The sequence below is a fragment of the Marinomonas sp. TI.3.20 genome (assembly GCF_038155025.1).
In the GTDB taxonomy this organism is placed as follows: domain Bacteria; phylum Pseudomonadota; class Gammaproteobacteria; order Pseudomonadales; family Marinomonadaceae; genus Marinomonas; species Marinomonas flavescens.
Genome location: NZ_JBAKAS010000014.1, coordinates 96,676 through 122,511, shown reverse-complemented (window position 1 = coordinate 122,511; position 25,836 = coordinate 96,676). Strand labels below are relative to the sequence as shown.

At 43.5% G+C, this 25,836-nt stretch carries 24 protein-coding genes; 17 read left to right on the top strand and 7 right to left on the bottom strand.

What is annotated here, in order from left to right; all coding sequences use genetic code 11:
- Window positions 1-564: 564 nt before the first annotated feature.
- Complete coding sequence (locus V6259_RS14355) at window positions 565-1,017, top strand: DUF302 domain-containing protein (protein ID WP_341585079.1); 453 nt, start codon at window positions 565-567, stop codon at window positions 1,015-1,017.
- Between the two features lie 12 nt (window positions 1,018-1,029).
- Here V6259_RS14355 and V6259_RS14350 read toward each other — a convergent pair whose 3' ends face one another.
- The gene (locus V6259_RS14350) at window positions 1,030-2,808 is read right to left on the bottom strand and encodes an ABC transporter transmembrane domain-containing protein (RefSeq protein WP_341585078.1); all 1,779 of its coding nucleotides are present in this window, start codon (window positions 2,806-2,808) and stop codon (window positions 1,030-1,032) included.
- A 261-nt stretch (window positions 2,809-3,069) separates the two neighbouring features.
- Between V6259_RS14350 and V6259_RS14345 the strand changes: the two genes are divergently transcribed.
- From V6259_RS14345 to V6259_RS14335, 3 genes are all read left to right on the top strand, one after another.
- On the top strand, window positions 3,070-3,399 hold the full coding sequence (locus V6259_RS14345) for a YnfA family protein (protein WP_341585077.1): 330 nt from the start codon (window positions 3,070-3,072) through the stop codon (window positions 3,397-3,399).
- Window positions 3,400-3,910: 511 nt separating this feature from the next.
- Window positions 3,911-5,302 (top strand): MFS transporter, encoded by a 1,392-nt coding sequence (locus V6259_RS14340; RefSeq protein ID WP_341585076.1) that lies wholly within the window; start codon window positions 3,911-3,913, stop codon window positions 5,300-5,302.
- A gap of 346 nt (window positions 5,303-5,648) precedes the next feature.
- Complete coding sequence (locus V6259_RS14335) at window positions 5,649-6,809, top strand: N-acetylmuramoyl-L-alanine amidase (RefSeq protein ID WP_341585075.1); 1,161 nt, start codon at window positions 5,649-5,651, stop codon at window positions 6,807-6,809.
- Between the two features lie 93 nt (window positions 6,810-6,902).
- On the opposite strand, the gene V6259_RS14330 is transcribed toward V6259_RS14335, so the two are convergent.
- From V6259_RS14330 to xseB, 4 genes are all read right to left on the bottom strand, one after another.
- Window positions 6,903-7,538 carry an SDR family oxidoreductase gene (locus V6259_RS14330; protein ID WP_341585074.1) on the bottom strand — a complete coding sequence of 212 codons (636 nt, stop codon included), beginning with the start codon at window positions 7,536-7,538 and terminating at the stop codon, window positions 6,903-6,905.
- Window positions 7,539-7,740: 202 nt separating this feature from the next.
- Complete coding sequence (dxs, locus tag V6259_RS14325; RefSeq protein ID WP_341585073.1) at window positions 7,741-9,621, bottom strand: 1-deoxy-D-xylulose-5-phosphate synthase; 1,881 nt, start codon at window positions 9,619-9,621, stop codon at window positions 7,741-7,743.
- A gap of 53 nt (window positions 9,622-9,674) precedes the next feature.
- The gene (locus tag V6259_RS14320; protein ID WP_341585072.1) at window positions 9,675-10,556 is read right to left on the bottom strand and encodes a polyprenyl synthetase family protein; all 882 of its coding nucleotides are present in this window, start codon (window positions 10,554-10,556) and stop codon (window positions 9,675-9,677) included.
- Window positions 10,553-10,795: an exodeoxyribonuclease VII small subunit gene (gene xseB, locus V6259_RS14315; protein WP_133011778.1), complete on the bottom strand. Its 243-nt coding sequence runs from the start codon at window positions 10,793-10,795 to the stop codon at window positions 10,553-10,555. Before xseB ends, V6259_RS14320 begins: the two co-directional genes overlap by 4 nt.
- Window positions 10,796-10,966: 171 nt before the next feature.
- On the opposite strand from xseB, the gene pomA reads away from it, so the two are divergent.
- Both pomA and V6259_RS14305 read left to right on the top strand, forming a co-directional pair.
- On the top strand, window positions 10,967-11,722 hold the full coding sequence (gene pomA / locus V6259_RS14310; protein ID WP_133011777.1) for a flagellar motor protein PomA: 756 nt from the start codon (window positions 10,967-10,969) through the stop codon (window positions 11,720-11,722).
- A 27-nt stretch (window positions 11,723-11,749) separates the two neighbouring features.
- On the top strand, window positions 11,750-12,757 hold the full coding sequence (locus V6259_RS14305; RefSeq protein WP_341585071.1) for a flagellar motor protein MotB: 1,008 nt from the start codon (window positions 11,750-11,752) through the stop codon (window positions 12,755-12,757).
- Window positions 12,758-12,882: 125 nt separating this feature from the next.
- On the opposite strand, the gene bioA is transcribed toward V6259_RS14305, so the two are convergent.
- Together bioA and V6259_RS14295 are read right to left on the bottom strand one after the other, a co-directional pair.
- A complete protein-coding gene (gene bioA, locus V6259_RS14300; protein ID WP_341585070.1) occupies window positions 12,883-14,172 on the bottom strand; it encodes an adenosylmethionine--8-amino-7-oxononanoate transaminase in 1,290 nt (429 codons plus the stop codon).
- A gap of 58 nt (window positions 14,173-14,230) precedes the next feature.
- Entirely contained in the window at window positions 14,231-14,983 is a 753-nt protein-coding gene (locus V6259_RS14295; protein WP_341585069.1) for a ComF family protein, read from the bottom strand.
- Between the two features lie 37 nt (window positions 14,984-15,020).
- On the opposite strand from V6259_RS14295, the gene bioB reads away from it, so the two are divergent.
- The 11 genes from bioB to fliG all read left to right on the top strand — a co-directional run bounded on the left by bioB (window position 15,021) and on the right by fliG (window position 25,830).
- Complete coding sequence (gene bioB / locus V6259_RS14290; RefSeq protein WP_341585068.1) at window positions 15,021-16,076, top strand: biotin synthase BioB; 1,056 nt, start codon at window positions 15,021-15,023, stop codon at window positions 16,074-16,076.
- Window positions 16,060-17,238, top strand: a complete 1,179-nt coding sequence (bioF, locus tag V6259_RS14285; protein ID WP_341585067.1) for an 8-amino-7-oxononanoate synthase — start codon at window positions 16,060-16,062, stop codon at window positions 17,236-17,238. Before bioB ends, bioF begins: the two co-directional genes overlap by 17 nt.
- An 11-nt stretch (window positions 17,239-17,249) precedes the next feature.
- The gene (locus V6259_RS14280) at window positions 17,250-18,047 is read left to right on the top strand and encodes an alpha/beta fold hydrolase (RefSeq protein ID WP_341585066.1); all 798 of its coding nucleotides are present in this window, start codon (window positions 17,250-17,252) and stop codon (window positions 18,045-18,047) included.
- On the top strand, window positions 18,034-18,888 hold the full coding sequence (bioC, locus tag V6259_RS14275) for a malonyl-ACP O-methyltransferase BioC (protein ID WP_341585065.1): 855 nt from the start codon (window positions 18,034-18,036) through the stop codon (window positions 18,886-18,888). The genes V6259_RS14280 and bioC overlap by 14 nt, the downstream gene beginning before the upstream one ends.
- Complete coding sequence (bioD, locus tag V6259_RS14270) at window positions 18,885-19,562, top strand: dethiobiotin synthase (RefSeq protein WP_341585064.1); 678 nt, start codon at window positions 18,885-18,887, stop codon at window positions 19,560-19,562. The genes bioC and bioD overlap by 4 nt, the downstream gene beginning before the upstream one ends.
- Window positions 19,563-19,694: 132 nt before the next feature.
- Window positions 19,695-20,177 carry a helix-turn-helix domain-containing protein gene (locus V6259_RS14265; protein ID WP_341585063.1) on the top strand — a complete coding sequence of 161 codons (483 nt, stop codon included), beginning with the start codon at window positions 19,695-19,697 and terminating at the stop codon, window positions 20,175-20,177.
- On the top strand, window positions 20,177-21,331 hold the full coding sequence (locus V6259_RS14260) for a sensor histidine kinase (RefSeq protein WP_341585062.1): 1,155 nt from the start codon (window positions 20,177-20,179) through the stop codon (window positions 21,329-21,331). The genes V6259_RS14265 and V6259_RS14260 overlap by 1 nt, the downstream gene beginning before the upstream one ends.
- Window position 21,332: 1 nt before the next feature.
- Window positions 21,333-22,682, top strand: a complete 1,350-nt coding sequence (locus tag V6259_RS14255; RefSeq protein WP_133011766.1) for a sigma-54-dependent transcriptional regulator — start codon at window positions 21,333-21,335, stop codon at window positions 22,680-22,682.
- Between the two features lie 67 nt (window positions 22,683-22,749).
- Window positions 22,750-23,112 (top strand): flagellar hook-basal body complex protein FliE, encoded by a 363-nt coding sequence (fliE, locus tag V6259_RS14250; RefSeq protein ID WP_133011765.1) that lies wholly within the window; start codon window positions 22,750-22,752, stop codon window positions 23,110-23,112.
- A gap of 27 nt (window positions 23,113-23,139) precedes the next feature.
- Entirely contained in the window at window positions 23,140-24,819 is a 1,680-nt protein-coding gene (gene fliF, locus V6259_RS14245) for a flagellar basal-body MS-ring/collar protein FliF (protein WP_341585061.1), read from the top strand.
- A complete protein-coding gene (gene fliG / locus V6259_RS14240) occupies window positions 24,820-25,830 on the top strand; it encodes a flagellar motor switch protein FliG (RefSeq protein ID WP_341585060.1) in 1,011 nt (336 codons plus the stop codon). It abuts the gene before it with no gap.
- Window positions 25,831-25,836: the final 6 nt, after the last annotated feature.

Here is a 25,836-nt window from a genome sequence, read left to right as displayed (position 1 = left end):
GAACAATCCCTTGCTCTCTGTCTATCTATAACCTTAGATCCACTTGTCGTTTTACGCCACTCAGAAATGAAAAAAAGTAATAGATAATAATTTGAGCTTGCCTAGGTGGTGATGCCCGGACGCTCACTAATAAGCAAGCTTGGAGTACTGGGAGTAAATCTGGTTATGTTATTCATTGTGACAAAGCATTGAAAGAGAGTGATGCTAATGTTGCTGATGATTACGGTATGCCAGGCTATATACGCGTAAAACGTAAAATTTATAAGTGCAATTATCCTATTCAAAATGGCTGTTCTGTATATATGGAAGGCGCTGGAAATGTAGCTACTCGACAGATTTTCAAATAAAACGTCTTACTGCTAATGGTCTGATGTTACGGCTACGCTGATGTTGTGGTGGTCCGCGTAGGATATCTCGAGAATATTATCTCTTACCGTTAAGTGCAGCATTAATGGCTGTTGTATGGCTGTTGCGTACTCTTACTCCGAAAATTATAAGGTTACGATGGAACGGTTGATAAATTAGTCGGTCGAATTAAATCTATTCTTATGGAAGGAGGTGTTTATGATCAAGTTTATTTCGTTGGGCGCTGTGGTTCTGTTGTCTTCTTTTTCTGTCCATGCGACAGAAAGTTTAGTGAAGTATGAGAGTCATTATTCAGTACAAGAAACAGCGGATCGATTTGAGTCGATTGCAAAGAGTAAGGGGCTCAATGTCTTTGCTCGGATCGATCATCAAAAAAACGCTGAGAGCGTAGGTTTAACCCTTAGGCCAACGCAAGTGATTATTTTTGGTAGCCCAAAAGTGGGTACGCCTTTGATGCAATGCGCTCAAGACATGGCCATTGACCTGCCTCAAAAAGTGCTTGTTAGTAAAGATGCAAACCAGAAGGTTTGGTTGTCTTATAACAATCCTCAATATTTGAAAGAGCGCCACGATATCAAAGGCTGTGACCCTGTTATCACTAAGGTGACGGCTGTTCTGAAGACGTTAGCTTCGGCTGCAATCGCTCAATAATCCCGTTTTTAGCTACTGCTCGCCGAACTGTAAATCTGCTAGGCGTTTGTACAAGGCACAGCTTTTGAGCAATTCAGAATGTGTGCCTTGGGCAATAATTTCCCCTTGATCCAATACGATAATTCGATTTGCATTTAAAACGGTAGCAAGTCGATGGGCGATGACGAGAGTCGTTCTACCTTCCATGAGCAGTTCAAGAGCCGCTTGTACTTTGTGTTCGCTCTGAGCATCCAGCGCGCTGGTTGCCTCATCTAATAATAGAATTGGTGCGTCTTTCAAAATAGCACGAGCAATAGCAATGCGTTGCCTTTGTCCGCCGGATAAACGTACGCCATCTTCTCCTAAGCGAGTGTCGTATGCTTTATCTAATTGCTGGATAAAGTCATGGGCATTGGACTTTATTGCCGCATCTTGAATGGTTGCTTCACTGGCGTCACGGTTCGCATAGCCTAAATTGTCTGTCACGGTTTGATCGAATAAGGCGGTTTCTTGTGGCACTAAGGCCAGTTGATGACGCCAAGCGCTTATGTCGTAATCTTTGATGTTATGGTCAGCAAAGCGCAGTTGCCCTTGTTGCGGATCATAGAACCTTAGGAGTAACTCAAAAATAGTTGATTTTCCTGCACCGGATGGGCCAACGAGGGCGACAGTCTCACCTTGCTGAATGGTAAAGCTGAGGTTCTTTAGTACCTGTGTTGTTGGTCGTGTTGGGTAACTAAATGTGACCTCGTTAAATTCCAATACGGTGTTGTTTGTGGCTGAATTGTCTGAATTAACCGGATTAGGAATAAGTTGTTTGCCACTGATAATGTCACTGGTTTCGTTGAGTAATTCCATAATACGCTCAGCTGCACCTGCTGCGCGTTGGAGTTCTCCCATGACTTCCGATAGCGCTGTCACGGCGCCAGCGACAACAATTGAGTAAAACAGAAAGCTGGCCAGATCCCCCGCGCTGATGGCGCCAGAAATAACGTCTTTCCCGCCAAACCACAACATAATACCAATACCACCCATGGAGAGTAATATGGCCATTAAGGCTAGCCAAGAGCGTTGTAAAATTCGTTTCACACTTACGCTAAAAGCCTGCTCAACGGCACTGGAAAAGCGTTGTTCGTCGTGTTTTTCATGGGTAAATGCTTGTACCACTTTAATATGGCGCAAGGCTTGTGACAGGTAACGTCCTACATTGGCGATCTCATCTTGGCTATTACGAGATAAACGACGCACTCGACGACCAAAATACAGTACGGGTATGACCACAAAGGGTACGCAGATAAGTAAGATCAGGGTTAATTTAAAATGCATGACTAAGAGGAAAAGAATACCTCCGATCAGCATTAAACTACTGCGTAAAGCAATGGAGAGAGAAGAGCCAATCACACTTTGTAATAATGTAGTGTCTGAGGTGATGCGTGACTGAATTTCACTGGGTGAATTATCTTCAAAAAAAGACGGGGAAAGCGTGAGTAAATGCGCAAAAACGGCTTTTCGTATATCAGCAACGACTCGTTCACCGAGCCAAGAGACAAGAAAGAATCGGCAAAAGCTGCCCACCCCTAATAGTAGAACTAGCCCCATAAAGATAAATAAAGCCTTGGTTAGATCCGCTTCTGAACCTGACGCCAAGCCTCGATCAATCAAAAACTGAACGCCTTTACCAAGGCTTAACATCGCGCCTGCGGTAATAACTAAAGCGATTAAAGCGCCTATCACTTGGCGGCGATAAGGTCGTAAAAAAGGTAAGAAGGTTGCAAGGCCGGTACTTATGTTGGTTTTATCGTGCTGTTTCAAAAAGTGCTTCCATCAAGTTCTATCGTCAGGGATCATTACTATAACGGATCTTAGAATCAGTAATGGATAAAAAATGTGCTATTTGATGGCTATTGCCTCGTGGCTGCGAGTTTTTAGAGTGGAGCTGTTTGGATTGGAACTTTCTTGCTATTGAATTTTATCAACAGCAGGGGGCATTTTGTGTTGATGATATGCGTATTTATCGCTTATTAGCGGATTAACTAGCTGCCAATGCGGCTTTATTTTAAGGTTTTTTATGTTATGCCTGAGTTAAAAACGCTTGGCCTTTTTATGATTACTGCATTAGCAGAAATTATTGGCTGTTACCTTCCATATCTCTGGTTGCGTGAAGGTAAGTCGATCTGGTTATTATTACCTGCGGCATTGAGTTTGATCGTGTTTGCATGGTTACTTACTTTGCATCCTGCTGCTGCGGGTCGAGTGTATGCGGCTTATGGCGGTGTGTATATTTTTACGGCGATTGTATGGTTGTGGCTTGTTGACGGCATTCGTCCAACCAGCTGGGATCTAGTGGGCTCGGGTGTGGCTTTATTGGGGATGGCGATTATTATGTTTGCGCCAAAAGTTTGATCGCGTTCTTGTATTGCATTTATCGGTAATAAAAAAATAATCAGCCTCATCTGAATGGTTGATGGTGAGCTCAAACATAACGCGTTGTTTGGCCATTACCTTCAGCTTGTTCTTGCTCAACACTCTTTTATATTAAATGTCATGGCGGATTCGTGTGCATTCAAACAACATTTTTCCCGATAAGACAGCTGTGTTGTACTAAAAGAAGGATTACTAATAGGTTGTTTTATGATCAGCCATAGTAATATGAGTTTGGTTAGTATTGGTTGAGTTAGAGGCTGGTGTTCATTGTCGATAATAGCCCTTGGTTACTGTAATAAATAAAGGTAATTAGTATTTCTGAATGAGGCGTCAGTCGCTTATCTCTTTTAATTATTGCTGAATATAAAGTATCGTAAATAAAATCCATAATTCGGCTTTCTTTTATTGATAAGCCTCAGTAGTATTCATCTCCCCTGCTATAAAATAACGCTTTTCACTCGAAATAATTAAAAAATAATTGTGATTAGGGATGGCAGTCTTTCTTAAACAAAAAGTGGCTATTAATAAAATAATCATGAACTCAAAATATAATAATACTCATCCAAATAGTGGTGCTGGGGCTCATTCTGATCAGCATCGTAAACTCAATAAAAATGATGCTAAAACATTAGGTCTGTCGGCACTCGGTGGCGCGCTAGAGTTTTATGACTTCGTCATTTTCGTCTATTTTGCCAATGTGGTTGGTAGTTTATTCTTCCCTGCGGATATGCCTGAATGGCTTCGTCAGGTGCAAACCTACGGTATTTTTGCCGCCGGTTATCTAGCTCGCCCATTAGGCGGCATTATTATGGCTCACTTTGGTGACATATTCGGACGTAAACGTATGTTTATGATGAGTATTTTACTAATGTCAGTGCCTACTTTTGCAATCGGTCTTATGCCAACTTATGCCAGTATTGGTATTGCGGCCCCATTATTATTGCTTTTCTTTCGCGTTTTACAAGGCGCCGCGATTGGTGGTGAAGCACCGGGTGCTTGGGTTTTTGTGACAGAGCATGTTTCTAAGCGTCATGTTGGCTTGGCGTGTGGCATTCTTTCTGCTGGGCTTGTGGCCGGTATTTTGATTGGCTCTCTTGTCGCAACTGGAATGCATACCTCTTTTACTGCTGAAGAAATTAGTGACTATGGCTGGCGTCTACCTTTCTTATTAGGTGGTGTGTTTGGCTTTATTGCTATGTATTTACGTCGTTGGTTACATGAGACGCCAATATTTAAAGAAATGCAGGAAAGCCGAGAATTGGCCGTTGAATTGCCAATCAAAACAGTATTGAGAGAACACACTCCTTCTGTTGTTGTTTCTATGGCGGTGACTTGGGTTCTGACGGCGGCTGTTGTGGTTACGATTTTGATGACGCCATCTTTGTTGCAAAAGCTGGTTAATTTAGATCCACAGGTGTCTTTAGAAGCCAATAGTATTGCGATTATCTGCCTACTGTTTGGTTCTATTGTCTGTGGTGCCTTGGGAGACCGTTTTGGCAATGGCCCAATTATGATTATTTTCAGCATTGGTCTCGCCATTAGTTACTGGTTCTTTTTCAGTACTATGATGCATGACACAACGCATCTATTCTCTTTGTATGGTTTGGTTGGTTTCTTTGCCGGATTAACGGGTGTGGTGCCATCCATCGCAGTGAAAAGTTTTCCAGCCGCTATTCGTTTTTCAGGGTTGTCATTCTCATATAACGTGGCATATGCGATCTTTGGGGGTACAACACCAATGATAGTGAGCCTTATGTTAAGTGAAGATCCGCTTTCACCAGCGTATTATGTTGCGTTTGTTTGTGGTGTTGGTGTGTTAGCAAGCCTAGCTGTGATGCGTTATCACTCTCGTTTGGATTTGATCGCATCACCTGCAAGATAGCGTTTTAATCTAGTGTCATTGGTAAAGCAACACTGACACTGAAAACGTTTTAAAGACCTCGCAATTTTATATTGCGGGGTTTTTTTATGCCTTAATGTGATGGTGGCGAAGTGAGCTTTTTATTTTAAAAGGGCGGTAAGCTGGCTTGAATCTTTGCGATTGGAGTTTTAGTTTTGTGTAAAGCTTCTGGTCTGCTTTTGATGTTCAACGTGGTTTTTGTTATTTTATAACACATTGAGTTGCTGTTCATCGCTCAGATTATGTTTTGCTCAATCATTAATCTATACACAGCCAGTGCTTATGACAGAAGCGCTTATGAAAAAAGTATTTATTACAAGCCGTATCTATGACTAACCATAACCGACGCACTTTTATTCGACGTTTGATCTTGGCATCTTGCGCCACTCTATTGCCCGTTTCTGCTTTTGCTGTTCAAGGAAATGAACTTGAAGATATTCGATCGTATCGAAATGGCAGTAAAGCTCAACTGACGTTAAAGCTTTCTCAAACGCCCAACTATAAGGTCTTCACGCTTAAGAATCCTGATCGCTTGGTGGTGGATTTACATCAAACGAAAAATGCCTATGGCTTTAAATCGCTTAATAAGCTGGGGTTGTTCAAAGAGGTTCGCTGGGCTATGCACCACGGTGATACGTTGAGGCTGGTATTCGATCTCGAAAATCATATTGCGTTTAGCACCACGTCAGTTCATAAAAATACTCATAATGATGAGCTGAGAATAGAGCTAACAGACTCTGTTGTTGTGCAGCACAAACCGGTGGCGAGAAAGCCGGAAAAACGTGATATTTTAGTGGTGATTGATCCCGGTCACGGTGGTAAAGATCCCGGTGCAACAGGAAAGCATGGGACTCATGAAAAGGATGTTGTTCTGTCAATAGGGCGAATGTTACGCCAGAAATTAGATCGCAGTCATGGCTTTAAAGTGGTCATGACGCGTGATAAAGATGTGTTTATCCCTTTGCGAGAGCGCGTTAATATTGCTCATAAGTATAAGGCGGATGTGTTTGTTTCCGTCCATGCGGATGCTTGTGATGATCGAACGGTAAAAGGTTCTTCCGTTTATATTTTATCGAATAAAGGTGCAACGAGTGTTATGGCTCGGCGTCTTGCGAATCGGGAAAATAACTCCGACTTGATTGGCGGGGTGTCGTTAAACACAAAAGATAATATGCTGGCCAAGGTGCTGCTTGATCTCTCTCAAACAGGAACGCTTCAAGCGAGTACTGATTTAGCCAATACCGTGATAAGCAATCTAGCCAAGACGGAAAAAATATTGCACAAGCGAGTGGAGCGAGCTGCGTTTGCTGTTTTGAAATCCCCTGATATTCCATCAGCCTTGGTAGAGACAGCCTTTATTTCTAATCCACGGGAAGAGAAAAAACTTCGTACTAAAGCCTTTCAAAATAAGATAGCAGATGCACTTCATGATGGTATCAAACGATATTGCTTAGAAAGCATCCCTGAACGAAATCTTATTATTAGTTGATTTTTCCATTAAGCCAATAGAATAAGCGTAATAAAATAAAAGCCAAGAAAGTCGACCTTTCTTGGCTTTTATTTTATTCACTGAGAAAGTCTTTTAGACCAATATATTGTCAAATTCATAGGTGCCATTAAACAGTTCAAATGTTTTGCCTTTAAGCTGTTCTTTTCCAAGTACAAACAGGGCACATGTCGCGACATCTTCACGTGATATAGCCATTTCTTCTCGTGCTTGTGGGCGTTTGATTGTTATTTTTCCTGTGCCTTTTTCATTGGTCAATGAGCCCGGTCGCAAAATAGTATAAGGAATACCGGCTTGTATGAGATGTTCATCGGCCATGTGTTTAGCGACTAGGTAAGGTTTGATCTTACTGGGTAATTTATCAGGGTCATCTGCGCCAATCGAGCTGATCATTACAAAGTGTTTTACGTTTGCTTCTTTGGCGTAATCGACGGATTTTTTAGCGGCCCAAAGGTCGATTAAGAGTGTTTTATCTAGGCCAGTTTGACCACCAGATCCAGCGGCGAATATGACGTTGTCAACGCCTTCAAACGCGCGGCTGAAATCTTCCTCTAGGTCTATTTCGACTATTTCTAAAAGTTCGCTCTCTAAGTCTGCTAATTTACTTTTGTCACGCACTAGCGCGCGTACGCTGTTCCCCGACTGAATAAATGTGCGGGTCATCATTTTACCTATCTGACCACTTGCGCCGATGATGAGTGTTGTGCTCATAGTAATGCTCCTCTTTGCTACGGTAATTAAGTGTTCTTACTACCATATGGTCAAACAGGAGAGATTAAACCAAAGAGGCGGGTGTTTCATATTTACTGGTTATTGCTTATGAAGTGTTGGCGAGAGCGTTGAAAAGAGCGTTAAAAAAAATACCAGCGGCTTGCTGGTATTTTTTATGGAGGAGAGCTTAAACCAAAGTCTGTTACTGGATATGGGTTAGCTTTTGTTTGATTTGCATTTCGATGCCCTCAGCATCTAGGTGTACGTGCTTCAACATGGACTCATGGCTAGCATGATTTTCATATTGATCCGGTAGGCCAATATGAAGTGTCGGAATGTTGAGATTCTGAGAAAGTAAGAACTCACTAACCGCAGAACCTGCACCACCCATGATGGCATTTTCTTCTACGGTGACAATTAATTTGGCATCCGCTTGCGCTAGTAACGCTTCTTCATCAATGGGTTTCACGAAGCGCATGTCTAGTAGTGTGGCGTCTAGATTTTTAGCAGCTTGTAATGCATCGTAGCTAGGTCGACCAAATCCGCAAATTACAATGCCAGATTGGCCCGTGTGTAAGGTGCGTGATTTGCCTATCTCGATAGTGCTGAGAGTGGGTTCTATTGTGACACCGCGGCCTGTTCCTCTAGGGTAGCGAACCGCAGCAGGGCCTTGATGTTCATAACCTGTTTGTAGCATTTTACGGCATTCATCTTCATCTGATGGTGCCATAACAAGCATGTTCGGAATGCAACGCAGAAAGCTTAAATCATAAGCGCCTGCGTGAGTAGGACCATCTTCTCCGACTAAGCCGGCGCGATCGATAGCAAATAAAACGTCTAGATTTTGCAGTGCAACGTCGTGGATTAGCTGATCATAGGCGCGTTGTAAAAATGTGGAATAGATCGCAACGACAGGTTTTACGCCATCGCATGCCATGCCAGCAGCGAGGGTGACGGCGTGTTGCTCTGCAATGGCGACATCAAAATAGCGCTTTGGAAAACGTTCTGCAAAGTCGATAAGGTCAGAGCCTTCTTTCATTGCTGGAGTAATCGCGACCAGTCGATCGTCTTGCTCGGCGGCATCGCAAACCCACTGACCAAAGACATTGCAATATTTGGGTAATTTAACCGCTGGTTTTGTTACTTTAACGTCTGGTTCTGTTTTATTGATCGCGTGGTAGCCAATTGGATCGCCTTCAGCGGGTTCAAAACCTTTGCCTTTTTTGGTAATGACGTGAAGAAATTGAGGGCCTGAACGATCTTTCAAATTGGCGATGGTGGTCAAAAGATGATCCATATCGTGACCATCAATTGGTCCAATATAGTTAAAACCTAGCTCCTCAAACATGGTGCCAGGGGAGACTAACCCTTTCATGTGCTCTTCGGCTTTGCGGGCGATTTCTAATGCGGTGGGTAAGCCTGAGAATACTTTACGGCCACCTTCACGAATATTCTCGTATGTTTTGCTCGCCCACATGCGAGCGAAATAACTCGACAGTGCACCAACGGGTTTTGAAATAGACATTTCGTTGTCATTCAAAATTACCAGCATGTCAGCTTTTACATCACCAGCATGGTTGAGCGCTTCAAACGCCATACCAGCAGACATAGCGCCATCACCGATAATAGCAACGGCTTTACGTCCTGTTTTTAAATGGCGAGCGGCCAAAGACATACCCAGCGCAGCACCGATGGAGGTACTAGAGTGACCAACACCAAAGGTGTCGTATTCACTTTCTTCGCGTTTTGGAAAGCCAGAAATGCCATCCTCTTGACGAATGGTTAATAGCGCATCGCGACGGCCTGTAAGGATTTTATGGGGATAAGCTTGGTGTCCTACATCCCAAACGAGGCGATCTTCAGGGGTATTGAAAATATAGTGCAACGCGACGGTCAATTCGACAACGCCTAGTCCTGCGCCAAAATGTCCACCTGTTTGGCCAACACTAAAAAGCATATATTCGCGTAGCTCTCGTACTAGGGCAGGCAGCTGTTCTTTTTTTAATGCACGTAAATCTGAAGGTGCATTTACCTGATCTAGTAGTGGCGTTTCGGGACGCGAGGTTGGGATTTCATCAAACATTGGCACCAGTAAGGTCTCACAAATTAAGGCTAAATTGTTAACGCGCTAGTATATCAGTGGTTGCGACCAATAATATAGTTTGCGAGCTCAACTAAGGGTTGTGCAGATTCTCCAAACGGGGAAATATGCTCAATGGCTTGCTTGTGTAATTGCTTAGCCAGCGTTTGAGCGCCTTCGAGTCCTAGTAATTTAGGGTACGTTGGTTTATTTGCTTCTTCATCTGAGAACTGTGTTTTACCTAACGTTTGGGTGTCGCTAGTAATATCAATGATGTCGTCTTGGACTTGAAAGGCTAAGCCTATTGCACAAGCGTAGGCGTCTAAGGATTGGAGCTGCTCTTGTGTTGCCAGTTCTGTGCTTAGCGCGCCCATTCGTACACTGGCGCAAATTAATGCTCCCGTTTTATGCTTGTGCATTTGCTCTAATGTTTCGATCGAAATATCTTGCCCAATGTTCGAAAGATCAATCATCTGGCCTGTAATCATGCCGTGTCGTCCTGAGGCAAGAGACAGTTCACGTATCAATTGAAGCTGTGTTGTCGCTTGGCCAAGTGACGGAGCACTTAGCAATTCAAAAGCAAAAGTTTGTAGAGCATCACCAGCAAGAATGGCCGTTGCTTCGTTAAAGTAAATATGACTGGTAGGCTTGCCGCGACGTAGATCGTCATCGTCCATAGCGGGTAAGTCGTCATGAATTAACGAATAAGCATGGATAGATTCAATGGCCGCTGCGCAAGCATCGGTTAGCGGATTTGGTTCAGCGAAAATGGCCGCGGTGGCGTAGGTGAGCATTGGCCTAATACGTTTTCCGCCATTGAACAAACTATATGCCATTGCTTCTTGCAAATTCGTCGCTGGCGGGTAAGTATCTAATTGTTGTTTAAGATAACTATCAACGCGAAGGCGAGCGTATTGAGAGAATTGGTCTAAATTCACGAATCAGATTCCGGATCAAAGGGTTCTAAATGTTCTCCGTCTTGCTTATCGAGTAAGATTTGAACCTTTTGCTCGGCTTGTGTTAGAACGGATTGACAGTCTTGGCTAATTTTCACCCCTTTCTCAAATGCTTTTAATGCTTCTTCGAGTGGTAGTTGATTAGACTCTAATTGAGTCACAATACTGTCTAACTCGTTTAGATTTTCTTCGAAATGACGAACGCTATTTTTACGAGGCATGATTAATTCTCTTAGGTATTACGATAATTTGTAACAGAAAACGATAAATTCTTCGAGTATCGTTTCTGAGAAAATTACAAAAATACTGATCAAAGATCTGATCCTTTTATATTCTTTCGTTTAGAATTGGTTAAACTGTGTTTATTATAGCTTTTTTGTTAGGAGACGTGTGTGGATATCGCAACGTTAATTGGGTTGGTCGGCTCTTTTGTCATTGTTTTAATGGCTATTCTCTTGGGCGGCTCTGCAGGGATGTTCTTAGACCCCGCCTCTGTACTGATTGTATTGGTAGGTTCCACTTTCGTGGTGCTCATTCAATACCCTTTAGGTCAGTTTCTTGGCGCAGGTAAAATCGCAGCCAAAGCGTTTATGTTTAAAAGTGTTCCTTTAGATACTTTGATTGATGAAATTTATGGTTTAGCAGATGAGGCGCGTAAAGGCGGCCTGCTTTCCCTTGAAGGAAAAGAGGTGAGTCATCCTTTTTTATCAAAAGGTATTCAAATGCTTGTCGATGGTCATGATGGTACTGTCGTCAAAAATCAGTTATCTAACGATATGAATATGGCCTTTACTCGTCATGATACTGGTGCAAAAGTTTTTAAAGCCTTCGGTGACGTTGGTCCTGCGATGGGGATGATAGGAACCTTGGTGGGATTGGTACAAATGTTAGCCAACATGGATGATCCTAAAGCAATCGGTCCGGCTATGGCTGTCGCCTTGTTAACCACATTATATGGTGCCGCACTTGCAAACATGGTGTGTTTGCCTATTCAGGCTAAGCTACAAAATCGGGCTAATGAAGAATTAATGTGTCAGAAGCTGATTTTAGACGCACTGCTTGCTATCCAGGCAGGTCAGAATCCACGAGTGGTTGATGGTGTTCTGAAAACCTATATTGCCGAAGGCAAACGAATTGAACGTGAATAACTTTTTTAGCGGTAGTCGGATTGTTTAATGAGTGATGAAGAAGAGCAAGATTGCCCCGAATGCGTAGAAGGCTTACCAGCTTATATGGGCACATTTGCCGACTTGATGTCGTTGCTAATGTGTTTCTTTGTGTTGCTGTTGTCATTCGCCGAAATGGATGTTTTGAAATTTAAACAGCTAGCTGGTTCGATGCGAGAAGCGTTTGGTGTGCAAAAGGAAGTGAAGGCGGAAACTATTCCGATGGGAACATCGATTATTGCCCAAGAGTTTAGCCCCGGGAAACCAGAACCCACACCAATAAACGAAGTGCGTCAAAAAGCCGATGATCGTCCTGATAATACGCTGGAAGTCTTATGTAAGCCGGGTACAGCGGAAATGGATGATCACGACGGTGCAGGGAAACCTTCGCAAGCTATTTTGATTGATAAATCTTCAGCTGATTTAGAGCGTGAAAAGAAAATTAAGCAAACCGAAGAAACCGCGCAGCAAATTGCCTCGGTGATGAGCGAGCAGATTTCAAAAGGGACCGTTGAGGTCGAAACACAAGAGCAGACCATCACAATACGCTTAAAAGATAAGGGAACGTTTGAGTCTGGCTCAGCACAGTTAAATTACGACTTTATTCCTGTTATCGATATGATTCGAGATATATTGGTTAATGTGAAGGGGTCTATTTCTGTTGAAGGGCATACGGATAATATCCCTATTGATGGTAAGCGCTTTAAATCCAATTGGCAGCTTTCTTCTGCTCGAGCGATTTCTGTGGCGGAGGAGCTATTTGCTTCTGGTAAATTAAACCAGAGTCGTTTTGCTGTCACAGGTTTTGCTGATACGCGTCCATTGGTGCCAAATGATACCCCCGCGGATAGGGCAACGAATCGTCGAGTGGAAATTGTTATTAAGCAAAATGATTTTTCTGATCCATCAAAAGTGGATATAAATGGCAGTAAGCCAACAAGTGATAATGCGCTTGAATTTGATAAATCGAGTCTCGATAAGAAAACATTTAATTTATCTCCCCGTGAGATCTTTTAAGAGTAAATAATAGTTTTTATCGCTGTCACTGGGGTTAAAAAAAGAGCCTGTCTTATTGAAATGAGACAGGCTCTTTTTTTACTTAATTTGATGCTTTCAAGCGAGCGGCATACTGATTAAGGATGTTATTCTTCACTGGCAATTTCATAAATGGCTTTACCGAGTGTCTCAATTTGTGACTGCGTGATGATGTAAGGTGGCATGAGGTAGATGAGCTTACCAAATGGACGAACCCAAACGCCTCGTTCAACAAATTTAGGCTGGATCTCGTGCTGGTTTACGGCATTTTTCAGTTCGACTACACCAATAGCGCCAAAGCATCTGACATTCGCAACTTGTTCTAATTGAGCGCAAGGTGCGAGCGCTTCTTTCATCCAATGTTCGATCTTTCCGATACGATTTTCAATGTCATATTGAGCCAGTAGTGACAGGCTTGCGTTGGCTGCTGCACAGGCCAATGGATTCCCCATAAACGTTGGTCCATGCATAAATACACCACCTTTATCGCTTATCCCAAGGGCCACTTTATCGGTTGCTAGGGTTGCCGCTAGAGTGATGTAACCGCCAGTAAGTGCTTTGCCAACACACATAATATCTGGGCAAATATCGGTATGATTGGTGGCGAATAGTTTTCCAGTGCGACCAAACCCTGTGGCAATTTCATCGAAAATGAGCAATATGTCAAATTCATCACATAAGGTGCGGATACGGTTTAAATAGTCAGGATTATAGAAGCGCATACCCCCGGCATTTTGTACGACGGGTTCTATGATAAATCCTGCGATTGAGTCGCCATTTTTTAAGAAAAGTTGACGAATTTCGTCGATATACGCTTCTTCTATTGGGTTAGATATTCCTGTTGGTGGCGGTGAAACGAAAAATTGCTCTGTGACCGCGCCATTAAATAGGCCATGCATGCCGTTTTCTGGGTCACACACGGACATGGCCGCAAACGTGTCTCCGTGATAGCCGCTTTTGGGCGTAGCAAAAAACTGCTTAGCCGGCTTGCCTTGGGAGTGCCAATATTGAATCGCCATCTTGAGAGCGACTTCCACAGAAACCGAACCTGAGTCTGAAAAGAATACTCTTTGCAGTGGTTCTGGTGTCATCTTGATGAGTGTATCTGCGAGGTCGATGGCGGGTTTGTGGGTAAAGCCACCAAACATTACATGGGAGAAATCGTCTATTTGTGATTTAAGTGCCGCGTTGATGACAGGGTGGTTGTAACCATGAATGACACTCCACCATGAAGACATGCCGTCGATGAGTGTTTGTCCGCTCGCCAGAGTAATATTGCATTCAGAGGCGTGTTCAACAAAATAGTGTGGCGTGGGAGTGCTCATCGAGGTGTAAGGGTGCCAAAGACGTTGTTTGTCGAGCTCAATGTACTCTTCTGGTGTCAGTGAATTTTGCATAGTGGAAGCCATTTTGTTGTTTAAGCTGGCGCATACTAAACAATGCTAGTCTGCTTTTCTAGCCAGTTTTGTCTGGTGTTCTGGCAATAACCCAAATGTCCACTTGCGTTGCACCGGCCTTTTTTAGTTGTTTTGTGCAGGTTTCTAGGGTGTTTCCACTGGTCATCACATCGTCAAACAGAGCGATGTGAGAATCCATTATTCCTTCAACTTGATATACCCCTTTGTGATTTTCTAAGCGCTGTTTTCGGCTCAGTGTATGTTGAGCCTGCGTGTTGATCGTTTTTTTGATTACGCTTTGCTTCACGAATGATGGTGTTCTGTTGCCGAGTTTTTGTCTAAGTATTTTATAAAGCTCTGATGCCATTAGTTGAGTTTGGCAGAAGCCGCGTTCTTTGATCCGCTTAGGATGACTCGGTACAAAAATAAGCTGAGTGGGCCAGTCTTCAATATGTTGATAGTGTTCTATTAATTTTCTACTAAGTAGTTCAATTAAGGGTCGAATATAGTCAGCTTGCTGATGAAATTTTATCGAGTGAATTAAGCTTTTAGTGAGGCTTTCAAAGCGAAGTGGCGCTATGCATACATCATAAGGTGGTGGCATTGCTTGGCATTGGCCGCAAATAAATTGGTGCTCGGAATAGGTTGGTCGTTTACACAGTAGACAGGCAAATTGATTAACTGCAAAACCGGCTTCACAGAAAGCGCAAAGTGTTGTGTCGCTTTTGGCGTGACACAAATAACAGTGATCAATAAGTAATCTTCTGTAAACCTTGGTTATATTTATGGTTGACAGTTTTTTCTGGTCCATTAGTATTGCCATCCTTGACACTATTTTTGAGGCTACCATGTCTGCTACTAACACTAATGAGCCACGTTTCGATTGGACGCACGCTGAAATACAGGCACTTTTTGATTTGCCTTTTACAGATTTATTATTTCGTGCGCAGACAGTGCATCGTGAAAACTTTACGCCTAACGAAGTACAGGTTAGTACACTTCTTTCTATTAAAACGGGTGCATGCCCAGAGGACTGCAAATATTGCCCTCAGAGTGGACATTACAATACTGAGTTAGAAAAAGAAAAACTCATGGAAGTGCAAAAAGTCCTTGAAGAGGCGGCGCTGGCGAAAGAAAAGGGCGCAGGCCGTTTTTGTATGGGCGCGGCGTGGAAGCACCCATCAGAAAAAGACTTTCCTTATGTGTTGGAAATGATTAAGGGCGTAAAGTCACTTGGATTAGAGTCTTGCGTTACTTTAGGTACGCTAAACGACGAGCAAGCGGCACGTTTATCTGAAGCGGGTTTGGATTATTACAACCATAACCTAGACACCTCAGCTGAATTTTATGACAGCATCATCACGACTCGTACTTATCAAGACCGTTTAGATACTTTGTCACGAGTACGTGATTCTGGCATTAAGCTTTGTTGTGGCGGTATTGTTGGGATGGGTGAAGAGCAAAAAGATCGCGTCGGTTTACTTCGTCAATTAGCGCTTATGACGCCTCATCCTGAAAGTGTACCGATTAATATGTTGGTTAAAGTGGCGGGTACGCCGTTAGAAAACGTAGATGATTTGGATGAGTTTGAATTTATTCGCTCTATTGCTGTGGCTCGTATCGTAATGCCAAAATCTCATGTGCGTTTGTCTGCCGGTCGTCAAAGCATGAGTGAGCAAACACAAGCGCTTTGCTTCTTAGCGGGTGCTAACTCGATTTTCTATGGCGAAAAACTGCTCACCACGAGCAATCCTGAAGCCAGTAAAGATATGCTGTTGTTTGCTAAGCTGGGAATCAAACCAGAGCAGCGTGAAGAACATTCAGATGATGCGGTTGCAGAAGCAATAGCCGCCCAAGTGGTTAAACAGGAAGAGTCAAAACTCTTCTATGAAGCGAATGTCTAACAACCCACTATGGCTTGAGGCGGCGCTTGATGAGCGCCGCCAGCAATCATTATTGCGTCAGGTCATTACATTAGATGGTCCGCAAACACCGAATGCGTCTTTTTATCATCGTCAATATAAAGCCTTTTGTTCCAATGATTATCTTGGCTTAGCCAATCATCCTGCGTTAATTCGTGCTCTGAGTGATTCTGCCCAGCAATATGGTGTGGGTGGCGGTTCTTCTCATCTTGTTTGTGGTCATTTGGCCCCTCATCAGGAGTTGGAAGAAGCGCTCGCGCAGTGGTTAGGTTATGAGCGAGTGATGCTTTTTAGCACGGGTTATATGGCGAATTTAGGTGTTATTTCAGCGTTAGCCGCTAAAGATCGACCTGTTGTGCAAGATAAGCTTAATCATGCCTCTTTGCTGGATGGCGCGGCCTTAGCTCAAGCGCCATTACGCCGTTATTTGCATGGGGATGTGGCAAGTGCGGGTAAATTACTCAGTAAACTGACGCCTGGTTTACTGGTGACAGATGGTATTTTTAGCATGGATGGTGATTTAGCCCCTCTAGCTGAATTGTCGCAATTGGCCGCTGATCATAAATGGCTTTTTATGGTGGATGATGCCCATGGTTTGGGCTGCATCGGCGACAATGGTCGTGGCAGCTTAGAGTTAGAAGGTTTAAATGCTGAGTCACTGCCTATTCTGGTGGGAACATTTGGTAAGGCGTTTGGTACGTCTGGTGCGTTTGTCGCGACAAACCATGCGATTGCTGATTATTTAACTCAGTTTGCACGTCCTTATATTTATACGACCGCGATGTCTCCTGCTATTGCGGGGGCAACATTAAGTGCGCTTAAGCTGATTCAATCCGCAGAAGGGCAAGAGCGTAGAGAGAAATTAGCACGGCATATCCATTATTTTCGTCACCGTATATCACAACTTCCTGTTAAGCTGATGTTATCAAATACCGCAATTCAGCCTATCGTCATTGGAGATAGCAGTGCTGCCATTAAGGTGAGCGATGCGTTAAAATCTCTTGGTATATGGTGTACAGCAATTCGTCCACCTACGGTACCAATCGGTAGCGCTCGTTTGCGTATCACTCTTAGCGCTTCTCATACAGAAGAGGATTTGGTTTTTCTGTGCGATTCGTTAGAGTGTGTTTTAACGTCTTTGTAGTGGAGGGAAATATGCACGTAAACATCGAAACAGAAGCACTTGGTGATCCAAGTCATTCGGCTATTTTTATGGTATCCGGTTGGGCGATGCCAAAAGAAGTGATGAAGCCTTTGGCTAAACGCCTCAGTGAGCGTTTCTATGTTGTTATCGCTAATTTACCAGGGATCTCTCTAGATGATCAGCGTAGAGCGCGAGTTCGCATTGAGCCAAATTATGATATCGATGCTTTATCTGAACGTTTGATTGCCGCCGCTCCAAAGGATTGCTGGTGGATCGGTTGGTCTTTAGGCGGCATGGTGTCGACTTATGTCGCTGCGCGACGTTCTAGTTGTGTAAAAGGTTTGATTACGATATCGGCAGCGCCTAGTTTTATCCAGCGAGAAGATTGGCCTGAAGGCATGGCTCCTATGGTCTTTGATGAGTTTTCTCAGCTTGTTAGTGAGTCGCCTGAGCAAGGCATGAAGCGATTTTTAATGTTGCAGGTGAAAGGCGCGCGACATGAGCGCCCATTAATGAAACAGTTGCAGGCTTTGCTGCCTAAACAGCTTCATAAAAACGCGTTAGTCGGTGGGTTGCGGTTATTGAGATCATTAGATGTACGTCGTGAAGACTCACTTTTGGATCTTCCTAATTTACATATTCTGGGGCAGAACGATTGTTTAGTTGTGCCAACATTTTTAGCAACGCAAACCAATGTTAATCCGTTTCAAGAGGTTATTGTTGTGCCTGACTGTGCGCATCAACCTTTTTTAGAAGAAGAGGATGTTTGCGTTCAATACATTGAAAATTTTATAGATGCAAACACCTGATCATGAAGACTTCTTTCATTATAAACGACAAATTGCTCAAAAATTTGATCGTGCCGCACTAACTTACGATGCCTATGCCGACTTCCAACGCTTAGTGTTGGATTGGCTCATTTGTCATCTACCTTCTTTACCTTCTGCTCGTACTGATATTGTGCTGGATGTAGGAGCGGGGACGGGGCAAGCGCTTCCCCGATTGGCGCGCCTTTTATCGCCGCGTTTGTCCATCGCTCTAGACCTATCTTCTTTGATGTTAACCAAGGCCAGTACGAACCTTGCCAAGCAAGGGGGGGATCATTCTTTTTCGTTTGTTTGTGCTGATGCTGAGGCGCTACCCTTTGCCGACAATAGTATTGATGTCATTTTTTCAAGTTTGGCGATGCAGTGGTGTTTGAATCCCAGCATGTTATTTAGTGAGCTTTATCGTGTGACAAAGCCGGGAGGGTACTTAGTTTTTTCGACTTTGTGTGAAGGTTCTATGCCGGAAATCGAAGCATCTTGGAAGGGTGTGGATCAAGCGCCGCATATTAACCAATATCCTTCGTTCGATGCTTTGCTTGAGCAGGTCTCACATTGTCATTGGCAGACACATGCTGCTGAATTAGTCACTGTGCCCATGTGGTTTGAGTCGCCAGAAAGTGCTATTCATTCGTTAAAAAAAGTGGGTGCTAGCTTGGTGGTTTCAACTCAAAAAAACCAAATGTCGCCCTCTAAGTGGAAAGTCTTTATTAAACAGTATGAGCAGCTTAGGGAAAGTGCCGGTATTCCTTTGCGTTATCAAGTGGCCTTTGTGGTATTGCAAAAGCCCGTTTTAAATAGGTGTCTAGTGGAGAGTGATCTGTGAAAAAAACGTTTTTTATTACCGCAACGGATACCGATGCGGGAAAAACCTATGTGAGTGTTGGTTTGTTAAAAGCGGCCCATCGTGCCGGCCATCGCTCGTTAGGACTGAAGCCTATTGCGGCGGGCGCTGAATTAATTAATGGTGCATTGCGTAATGATGATGCGCTGTTAATTCAGGCTGCGAGCAGTGTGCGTTTGGCTTATGAGCAAGTTAATCCAGTTGTTTTTGAACCCGCTATTGCGCCACATATTGCGTCGGCTAAAGAAAATAAGTTAATCACGGTATCGCGACTTGAAGGCTATTTGAAAGGCTCGCTTTTAACGCCTTATGATTTCGCGATTGTGGAAGGTGCCGGGGGTTGGCGAGTGCCGCTCAATGATCGTGAGTTGATCTCAGATTTAGCTAAAAACCTGGGGTTCCCTATTATTTTAGTGGTTAATATGAAGTTGGGTTGTTTAAATCACGCGGTATTAACAGCCGAAGCGATTGTTCGAGATGGGCTTAAGCTTGGCGGGTGGGTTGCTAATGGTGGGCAGGATACGATGCCTTATTATGAAGAGAACCTGCATAGTTTAACAAATATGTTATCAGCACCTTTGCTTGGTACGTTGACGTGGCATAATACGCCTTCTGAAGCGGATGTTGAGTTTGACCATATTTTTTCGCAGCTTTAGTTATGCGGCAAAGGGTTGAAACCTAAGATTAAAATCGCATTATTAGATTATAAGAAGAGCGACTGACTTCTTTTTTGGCGCTATTCTTGTAGGATAAGTTGCTTTTTTATATTGGGTTAGAGGGTAAAACGCGTGAAAGCTTGGTTGTGTGGATTAGATGACGAGGAGATGCTGAGCGTCTCAAGTGTGCTGACCTTTATTGGTGTTGAGCATAGTGCGTCATTCACCGCGTTTCATTTGCCTGATTTCATCGTTATCGGTCAAACTGTTGAGTGTGCTCAGCTTGACGAAATGATTCCAATTATTACATTGAGTCATTCTTTAGTTAATATTGATGATGATAAAACTGAAGACAATGTTTGGTTTTGTCCATTGCCTTGGCGTTCTCAAGATTTTTGGGCTGTACTCAAAGAAATACAACAGCGACGTTTATTGCCTCAGCCATCAGGTGTGAACTTGAATTTACATGTGCGTCATCTAGAAGCCTTATTGATCAGGCAAGCTTTGCTTTCAGCGCAAGGCGTGGTTTCACGAGCAGCGCAGAATCTACAAATACAAAGAACAACGCTGATTGAAAAAATGCGTCGATATAATATTGATAAGTCGGAGTTTTAGTGACAAAGGATGAAGAAATTGCCGAGTTAAAGGCAGCCTTTCAAGCATTTTCAGAATCTTCAGAGGTTCTTGCTAAGTCTTATTTAGACTTGCAAGAGCAGGTAGCACAACTTTCCATCCAGTTAGAAAAATCTGAGCAAGATCGTCGAGAAGAGCAAGATAAGAATCGCGTGCTGGTGCAACAATTTCAGCAGCTTTTCGAATCTATGCCAGTGGGTGTTCTGTTGTTGAACGCAGAAGGCCTTGTGGTGATGGCTAACCCGGTTGCAGATCGCCTTTTTGAACTGCCTTTGATCGGCCGTTCTTGGGGTGAAATAGTTCCGTTAAGTTTTCGTCCGCAAAAAGACGATGGTCATGAAATTAGCATGACATCGGGGCGTCGAGTACGTGTCGAAACCGCTTCGCTTGGGGATGTACCCGGTCAGCTGCTGATTTTGGTCGATTTAACAGAGGCCTATGTCTTACAAAAGAAGCTTTCTCATCATGAAAGATTGTCTAATATGGGGAAGATGGTAGCGGCTCTTGCGCATCAGATTCGCACCCCTTTATCATCGGCTACTTTGTACGCAGGGCATTTGCAAAAGAGTGATTTATCTCCCGTTATGCGTCAGCGCTTTGCGGATAAACTGGCTAATCGCTTAGAAAATATTGAACGACAAATTAGAGATATGCTCATTTTCTCACGCAGTGATATCAAGCTGGATGAGCATGTCGACGTTGCTACTTTTTTAGAAACGCTCATTACCGATTGTCGGGATATTTGCGAGCAGAAAAATGTCAGCCTTAATATTGATGGCGATGATGTGGTTGGCTCACTGTTAATTCAGTGTAATAAAGAAGCATTAATCGGCGCTTTGTTAAATTTATTAAACAATGCAATCGATGCACAAGCGGAAGGTGGCCACGTTATATTGCAGTGGCATTGTGATAAGTCTACGTTACGTATTACATTTAAAGACCAAGGTGAAGGGATGTCTCGTGCTCAATTAGAGCATGTTCAGGAAGGGTTTGTGACGACAAAACAACATGGTACAGGGTTAGGGTTGATGGTTGTGAAAGCGGTTGCAAGAGCGCATCATGGTTTTTTTGAAATAGACAGCGAAGAGGGAGTAGGTACGATAGCAAGCCTGCAGCTTCCTCTTGTAAGGGTATAGAATGTCTGATGTGAAGTTATTAATCGTTGAAGATGATAAGGGATTGGCTGAAGCGTTAGAAGACACATTAATGTTGGCAAGCTATCAATGTAAGTTAGTGTTCAACGCCGAAGATGCAATGTTAGCACTTAAAACAAATGTGTTTGATATGGTTGTTTCCGACGTTAATTTACCCGGCATGGATGGCTATGGGTTGCTGAATCATGTTGTCGAGAATTATCCAGAATTGCCGATCATGCTAATGACTGCGTATGGTGATATTGCCCATGCGGTTGAAGCAATGAGAGATGGCGCGGTAGATTATTTACTCAAGCCGTTTCAAGAAAAAGAACTGTTAGAAGCAATCGAAAAATACACCATAAAAAAAGTGGTGACGCATAATCACCAACCTATTGCTAAAGATCCTTCTAGTGTTGCCATGCTGGAATTAGCAAAGCGCGTCGCTGTAACCGATTCAACGGTGTTGATATGCGGTGAAAGCGGTACCGGTAAAGAAGTGCTTGCTAACTTTATTCATCAGGAATCGACTCGAAGCAATGCCCCTTTTGTTGCCATAAACTGTGCTGCTATCCCAGAGAATATGCTGGAAGCCATTTTGTTTGGTTATGAAAAAGGCGCATACACAGGTGCTGTTTCTGCGCAGGCGGGTAAATTTGAGCAAGCGAATGGCGGCACTTTACTGCTTGATGAAATTACTGAAATTGATATTGGGTTACAGGCTAAACTGCTCAGAGTATTGCAAGAGCAAGAAGTAGAGCGGCTTGGTGGGAAAAAAATAATTCAACTTGATGTGCGAATCATTGCTACAACCAACCGAGACTTAGCGGAATATGTTCGTGATGGCGGTTTTAGAGAAGATTTGTATTATCGCTTAAATGTATTTCCTCTGCGCTGGCTTCCTATTCGGGAAAGAAAAGGCGATATTCAACCAATTGCACAGCGATCGTTAGAAAAACATTCGGCGAAAATGAGAGTGGCGGGTGCTGTATTAAAGCCATCGGCGTTAAGTAAGCTGGAAGCGCATCCTTGGCCAGGCAATGTCCGTGAATTAGATAATGTTATCCAGCGCGCGCTAATTTTAAGTCCTAATGGTCAAATACACGATGACCATATCGCCTTTGATATGATGAGCGCCTCGGCAGCGAGCGACTCTATTTCTGAGGAGGAAGAAGACAGTGCCGCTTCTATTCTAGGCAAAGGTGTTCAGCAACATGAGTTTCGCATTATCGCTCAGGCTTTGATTGAGGCGAATGGTAAGCGCAAAGTCGTGGCGGATAAATTAGGCATTAGTCCAAGAACATTGCGCTATAAAATTGCAAAAATGCGTGAAAGTGGCCTTGATGTAGATTGATTTTTGTATCTTTTTTTAATCGTCTTTATGCTAAGCTGTCTAAATGTGTGTTTTATAGGTGAGTTACATGGTCACGAATAGACCAGATATTAATCAGGTGCTTTCCCAGATGAGGGAAATGAAGGCGCAAGTTCATTCGCCTAGCTCATCTATGCCTAGTATTCCTAAGATCGGTGACCAACAAGGTGATGGAAGTGCGGTTGGGCGTGCGGACTTTGCTGATATGTTAAAAAATGCTGTTGATAATGTAAATTCGTTGCAACAGGATGCGACAAAGTTGGCACAATCTTATGAGCGCGGTGACGCCGGCGTGGATTTACCTCAGGTCATGATAGGCTTGCAAAAATCGAGCATTTCATTTGAAGCTATGACGCAAGTGCGAAATAAGCTTGTAGATGCTTATGAAAAAATTATGAATATGCCAATTTAGGCATGATATATCGCTTGGCGCTTTTTAATGGATAATGTCCCAGCAGAACGATCAGAGCAAAAGCTCTATCTGGATCTTGTAACTGGCTTCAACAAGCTAACGGTTATTCGGCAGCTCGCTTTGATGGTCGGCCTTGCCGCCTCCATTGCTATTGCGTTGGCGGCTGTTTTATGGACGAGTGACCCCGATTACAAACCTGTTTTGAGCAGTATTACTAACTATAATGCGGATCAAATCGTACAGGTTCTTAACACCAATAATATTCCTTTCAAAATAGATAAAAACTCAGGTGCGCTTCTTGTCGAGTCTGATTATTACCAACAAGCTCGTCTGAAATTAGCGGGTTCTGGCATTGTCTCTGATAAGACAGTTGGTATGGAAATCATGGATAAGGATCAAGGGCTTGGCACATCTCAATTTGTGGAAAGCGCTCGTTATCGTCGCGGCTTGGAGGGTGAGTTAAGCAAAACAATTTCAAGTTTGCAGAGCGTAAAATCGGCTCGAGTGCATCTTGCTATTCCTAAAGAATCCGTTTTTGTTCGTGACACACGCAAGCCATCAGCTTCTGTATTCCTTGAGTTGTATCCAGGACGTCGCTTAGACCATAGCCAAGTAGAAGCTATTGTTAATCTAGTTGCTTCTAGTATTTCTCAACTAAGCGATAATAATGTCACGGTTGTGGATCAGCGCGGTACCTTGTTGACGGAAAAAGATCCTTCCTCTCAGTTATCGGTTGCGGGCAAGCAGTTTGATTATACTCGTCGGGTGGAAGACGTGCTCTTGCATCGAGTTAATAGTATTTTAGGACCGGTTGTCGGTGATGGTCGCTTTAAGGCTGAAGTGTCAGCCGATGTCGATTTTACCGCAGTAGAGAAAACGGCAGAACAGTATAATCCTGATTTGTTGGCGCTTCGCAGTGAGCAGACTTTAAAAGAGAACAAAGGAGCTGGCGCAACTAATGGAGGGATTCCAGGGGCGTTAAGTAACCAACCACCTGGTGCAGTTACGGCGCCTGAGACAGTTGATGAAAATGGTGCGCCAATTGGTTCATCATCGACTAGCAAGGCAGCTAATGGGCAGTCGCGTGAAGAGACAACCCGTAATTTTGAATTAGATCGTAGTATTAGTTATACCAAAAATCAGCAGGGTACTATTCATCGCTTATCCGTGGCGGTTGTTGTTGATGACTTGGTAAGTATTAATCCTGATACCAAAGCGATAGTAAAAACGCCATGGAGTGATGAAGAATTAGGCCGATTGACCCTGTTAGTTAGGGATGCAGTAGGTTACAACCCGTCTCGTGGTGATAGTGTCAGTGTGATCAATTCACCTTTTGCTTTGCCTGAGCCAGAGGCACCAGTGGCCGTTGTACCTTTTTACAAGCAAGAGTGGTTTCTTAATCTGTTGAAACCTAGTTTAGTTGGTTTGTTTGTTTTGATTTTACTGTTGATTGTGGTTCGTCCTATTCTGAAAACACTCAGCGAGCAGAATAAAATCGCGGTGGCAGAAGACACTGAAGCGGCTATTTTCTCTGATGAAACAGATGAAATATCAGACGATCAAGTCTCATTGGTGAGTGCTGAAGATGTCATGGTGCCTGGTTCGCCAGAGAAAATCGAGCGTCAAATTAATGCGATTCGCGGTTTGATTGCTGAAGAGCCAGAGCGTGTTGCTCAAGTGGTGAAACAGTGGGTAATGGAAGGTTAAATGAGTGATATTGGTCAAAACGATTTAAGCTCAATTGAGAAGGCGGCTGTTTTATTGATGTCGCTTGGCGAGTCTGATGCAGCCCAAATTCTTAAGCATATGGGGCCAAAAGAGGTTCAGCGTATTGGCCAAACCATGGCTCAGCTTTCTAATGTCCAGCGTCATCAAGTTGAAAAAGTATTGGATGATTTTCTTGTTTTAGTTGGCGATCAAACCGGGTTGGGCTTGGGATCGGATGGTTATATTCGTAACATGCTAAAAGAAGCATTGGGTGATGAAAAAGCCAGTAGCCTGATTGACCGAATCCTACTTGGTGGAAATACGACGGGTCTGGATACGTTGAAATGGATGGAGCCTAGAGCGGTAGCGGATGTAATTCGTTATGAGCATCCTCAAATTCAAGCCATTGTTATTTCGTATCTCGATCCAGATCAAGCGGCAGGCATTCTAGCAAACTTCGATGAGCGAGTTCGTTTGGATATTGTATTGCGAGTTGCATCACTAGACACAGTACAACCAGCGGCATTACAAGAGTTAAACGATATTCTAGAAAGACAATTCTCAGGTAATCAATCGACACAATCTACGTCAATTGGTGGCATTCGTACCGCGGCCAATATTATGAACTTTATTGATAGTACTGTTGAATCTGAGTTAATGGAGTCGATTCGTGATGTGGATGAAGATCTTGCTAATACGATTCAGGATCTCATGTTCGTGTTTGATAACCTCATGGACGTAGATGATCGTGGGATCCAGGTTATTTTACGTGAGATTGAGTCCGAAACCTTGATTCTAGCGTTGAAAGGCGCAGAGCTAGAGATGCAAGAAAAAGTCTTTAAAAATATGTCATCGCGCGCAGCGGACATGTTGAAGGATGACCTTGATGCGAAAGGCCCAGTTCGTGTTAGTGAGGTTGAAGTCGCTCAAAAAGAAATTCTGGCTGTAGCCAGACGTCTTGCTGATAACGGGGAGATTGTTCTCGGCGGCGGCGGTGAGCAGATGGTTTAAATAACG

Excerpts from the sequence above, each read along its gene's own strand:
- V6259_RS14355 (WP_341585079.1), top strand. The coding sequence starts at position 565 with ATGATCAAGTTTATTTCGTTGGGCGCTGTGGTTCTGTTGTCTTCTTTT.
- V6259_RS14345 (WP_341585077.1), top strand. The coding sequence starts at position 3,070 with ATGCCTGAGTTAAAAACGCTTGGCCTTTTTATGATTACTGCATTAGCA.
- V6259_RS14340 (WP_341585076.1), top strand. The coding sequence starts at position 3,911 with ATGGCAGTCTTTCTTAAACAAAAAGTGGCTATTAATAAAATAATCATG.
- V6259_RS14335 (WP_341585075.1), top strand. The coding sequence starts at position 5,649 with ATGACTAACCATAACCGACGCACTTTTATTCGACGTTTGATCTTGGCA.
- V6259_RS14330 (WP_341585074.1), bottom strand. The coding sequence starts at position 7,538 with ATGAGCACAACACTCATCATCGGCGCAAGTGGTCAGATAGGTAAAATG.
- dxs (WP_341585073.1), bottom strand. The coding sequence starts at position 9,621 with ATGTTTGATGAAATCCCAACCTCGCGTCCCGAAACGCCACTACTAGAT.
- xseB (WP_133011778.1), bottom strand. The coding sequence starts at position 10,795 with ATGCCTCGTAAAAATAGCGTTCGTCATTTCGAAGAAAATCTAAACGAG.
- V6259_RS14305 (WP_341585071.1), top strand. The coding sequence starts at position 11,750 with ATGAGTGATGAAGAAGAGCAAGATTGCCCCGAATGCGTAGAAGGCTTA.
- bioA (WP_341585070.1), bottom strand. The coding sequence starts at position 14,172 with ATGCAAAATTCACTGACACCAGAAGAGTACATTGAGCTCGACAAACAA.
- V6259_RS14295 (WP_341585069.1), bottom strand. The coding sequence starts at position 14,983 with ATGGACCAGAAAAAACTGTCAACCATAAATATAACCAAGGTTTACAGA.
- bioB (WP_341585068.1), top strand. The coding sequence starts at position 15,021 with ATGTCTGCTACTAACACTAATGAGCCACGTTTCGATTGGACGCACGCT.
- bioF (WP_341585067.1), top strand. The coding sequence starts at position 16,060 with ATGAAGCGAATGTCTAACAACCCACTATGGCTTGAGGCGGCGCTTGAT.
- V6259_RS14280 (WP_341585066.1), top strand. The coding sequence starts at position 17,250 with ATGCACGTAAACATCGAAACAGAAGCACTTGGTGATCCAAGTCATTCG.
- bioC (WP_341585065.1), top strand. The coding sequence starts at position 18,034 with ATGCAAACACCTGATCATGAAGACTTCTTTCATTATAAACGACAAATT.
- V6259_RS14255 (WP_133011766.1), top strand. The coding sequence starts at position 21,333 with ATGTCTGATGTGAAGTTATTAATCGTTGAAGATGATAAGGGATTGGCT.
- fliE (WP_133011765.1), top strand. The coding sequence starts at position 22,750 with ATGGTCACGAATAGACCAGATATTAATCAGGTGCTTTCCCAGATGAGG.
- fliF (WP_341585061.1), top strand. The coding sequence starts at position 23,140 with ATGGATAATGTCCCAGCAGAACGATCAGAGCAAAAGCTCTATCTGGAT.
- fliG (WP_341585060.1), top strand. The coding sequence starts at position 24,820 with ATGAGTGATATTGGTCAAAACGATTTAAGCTCAATTGAGAAGGCGGCT.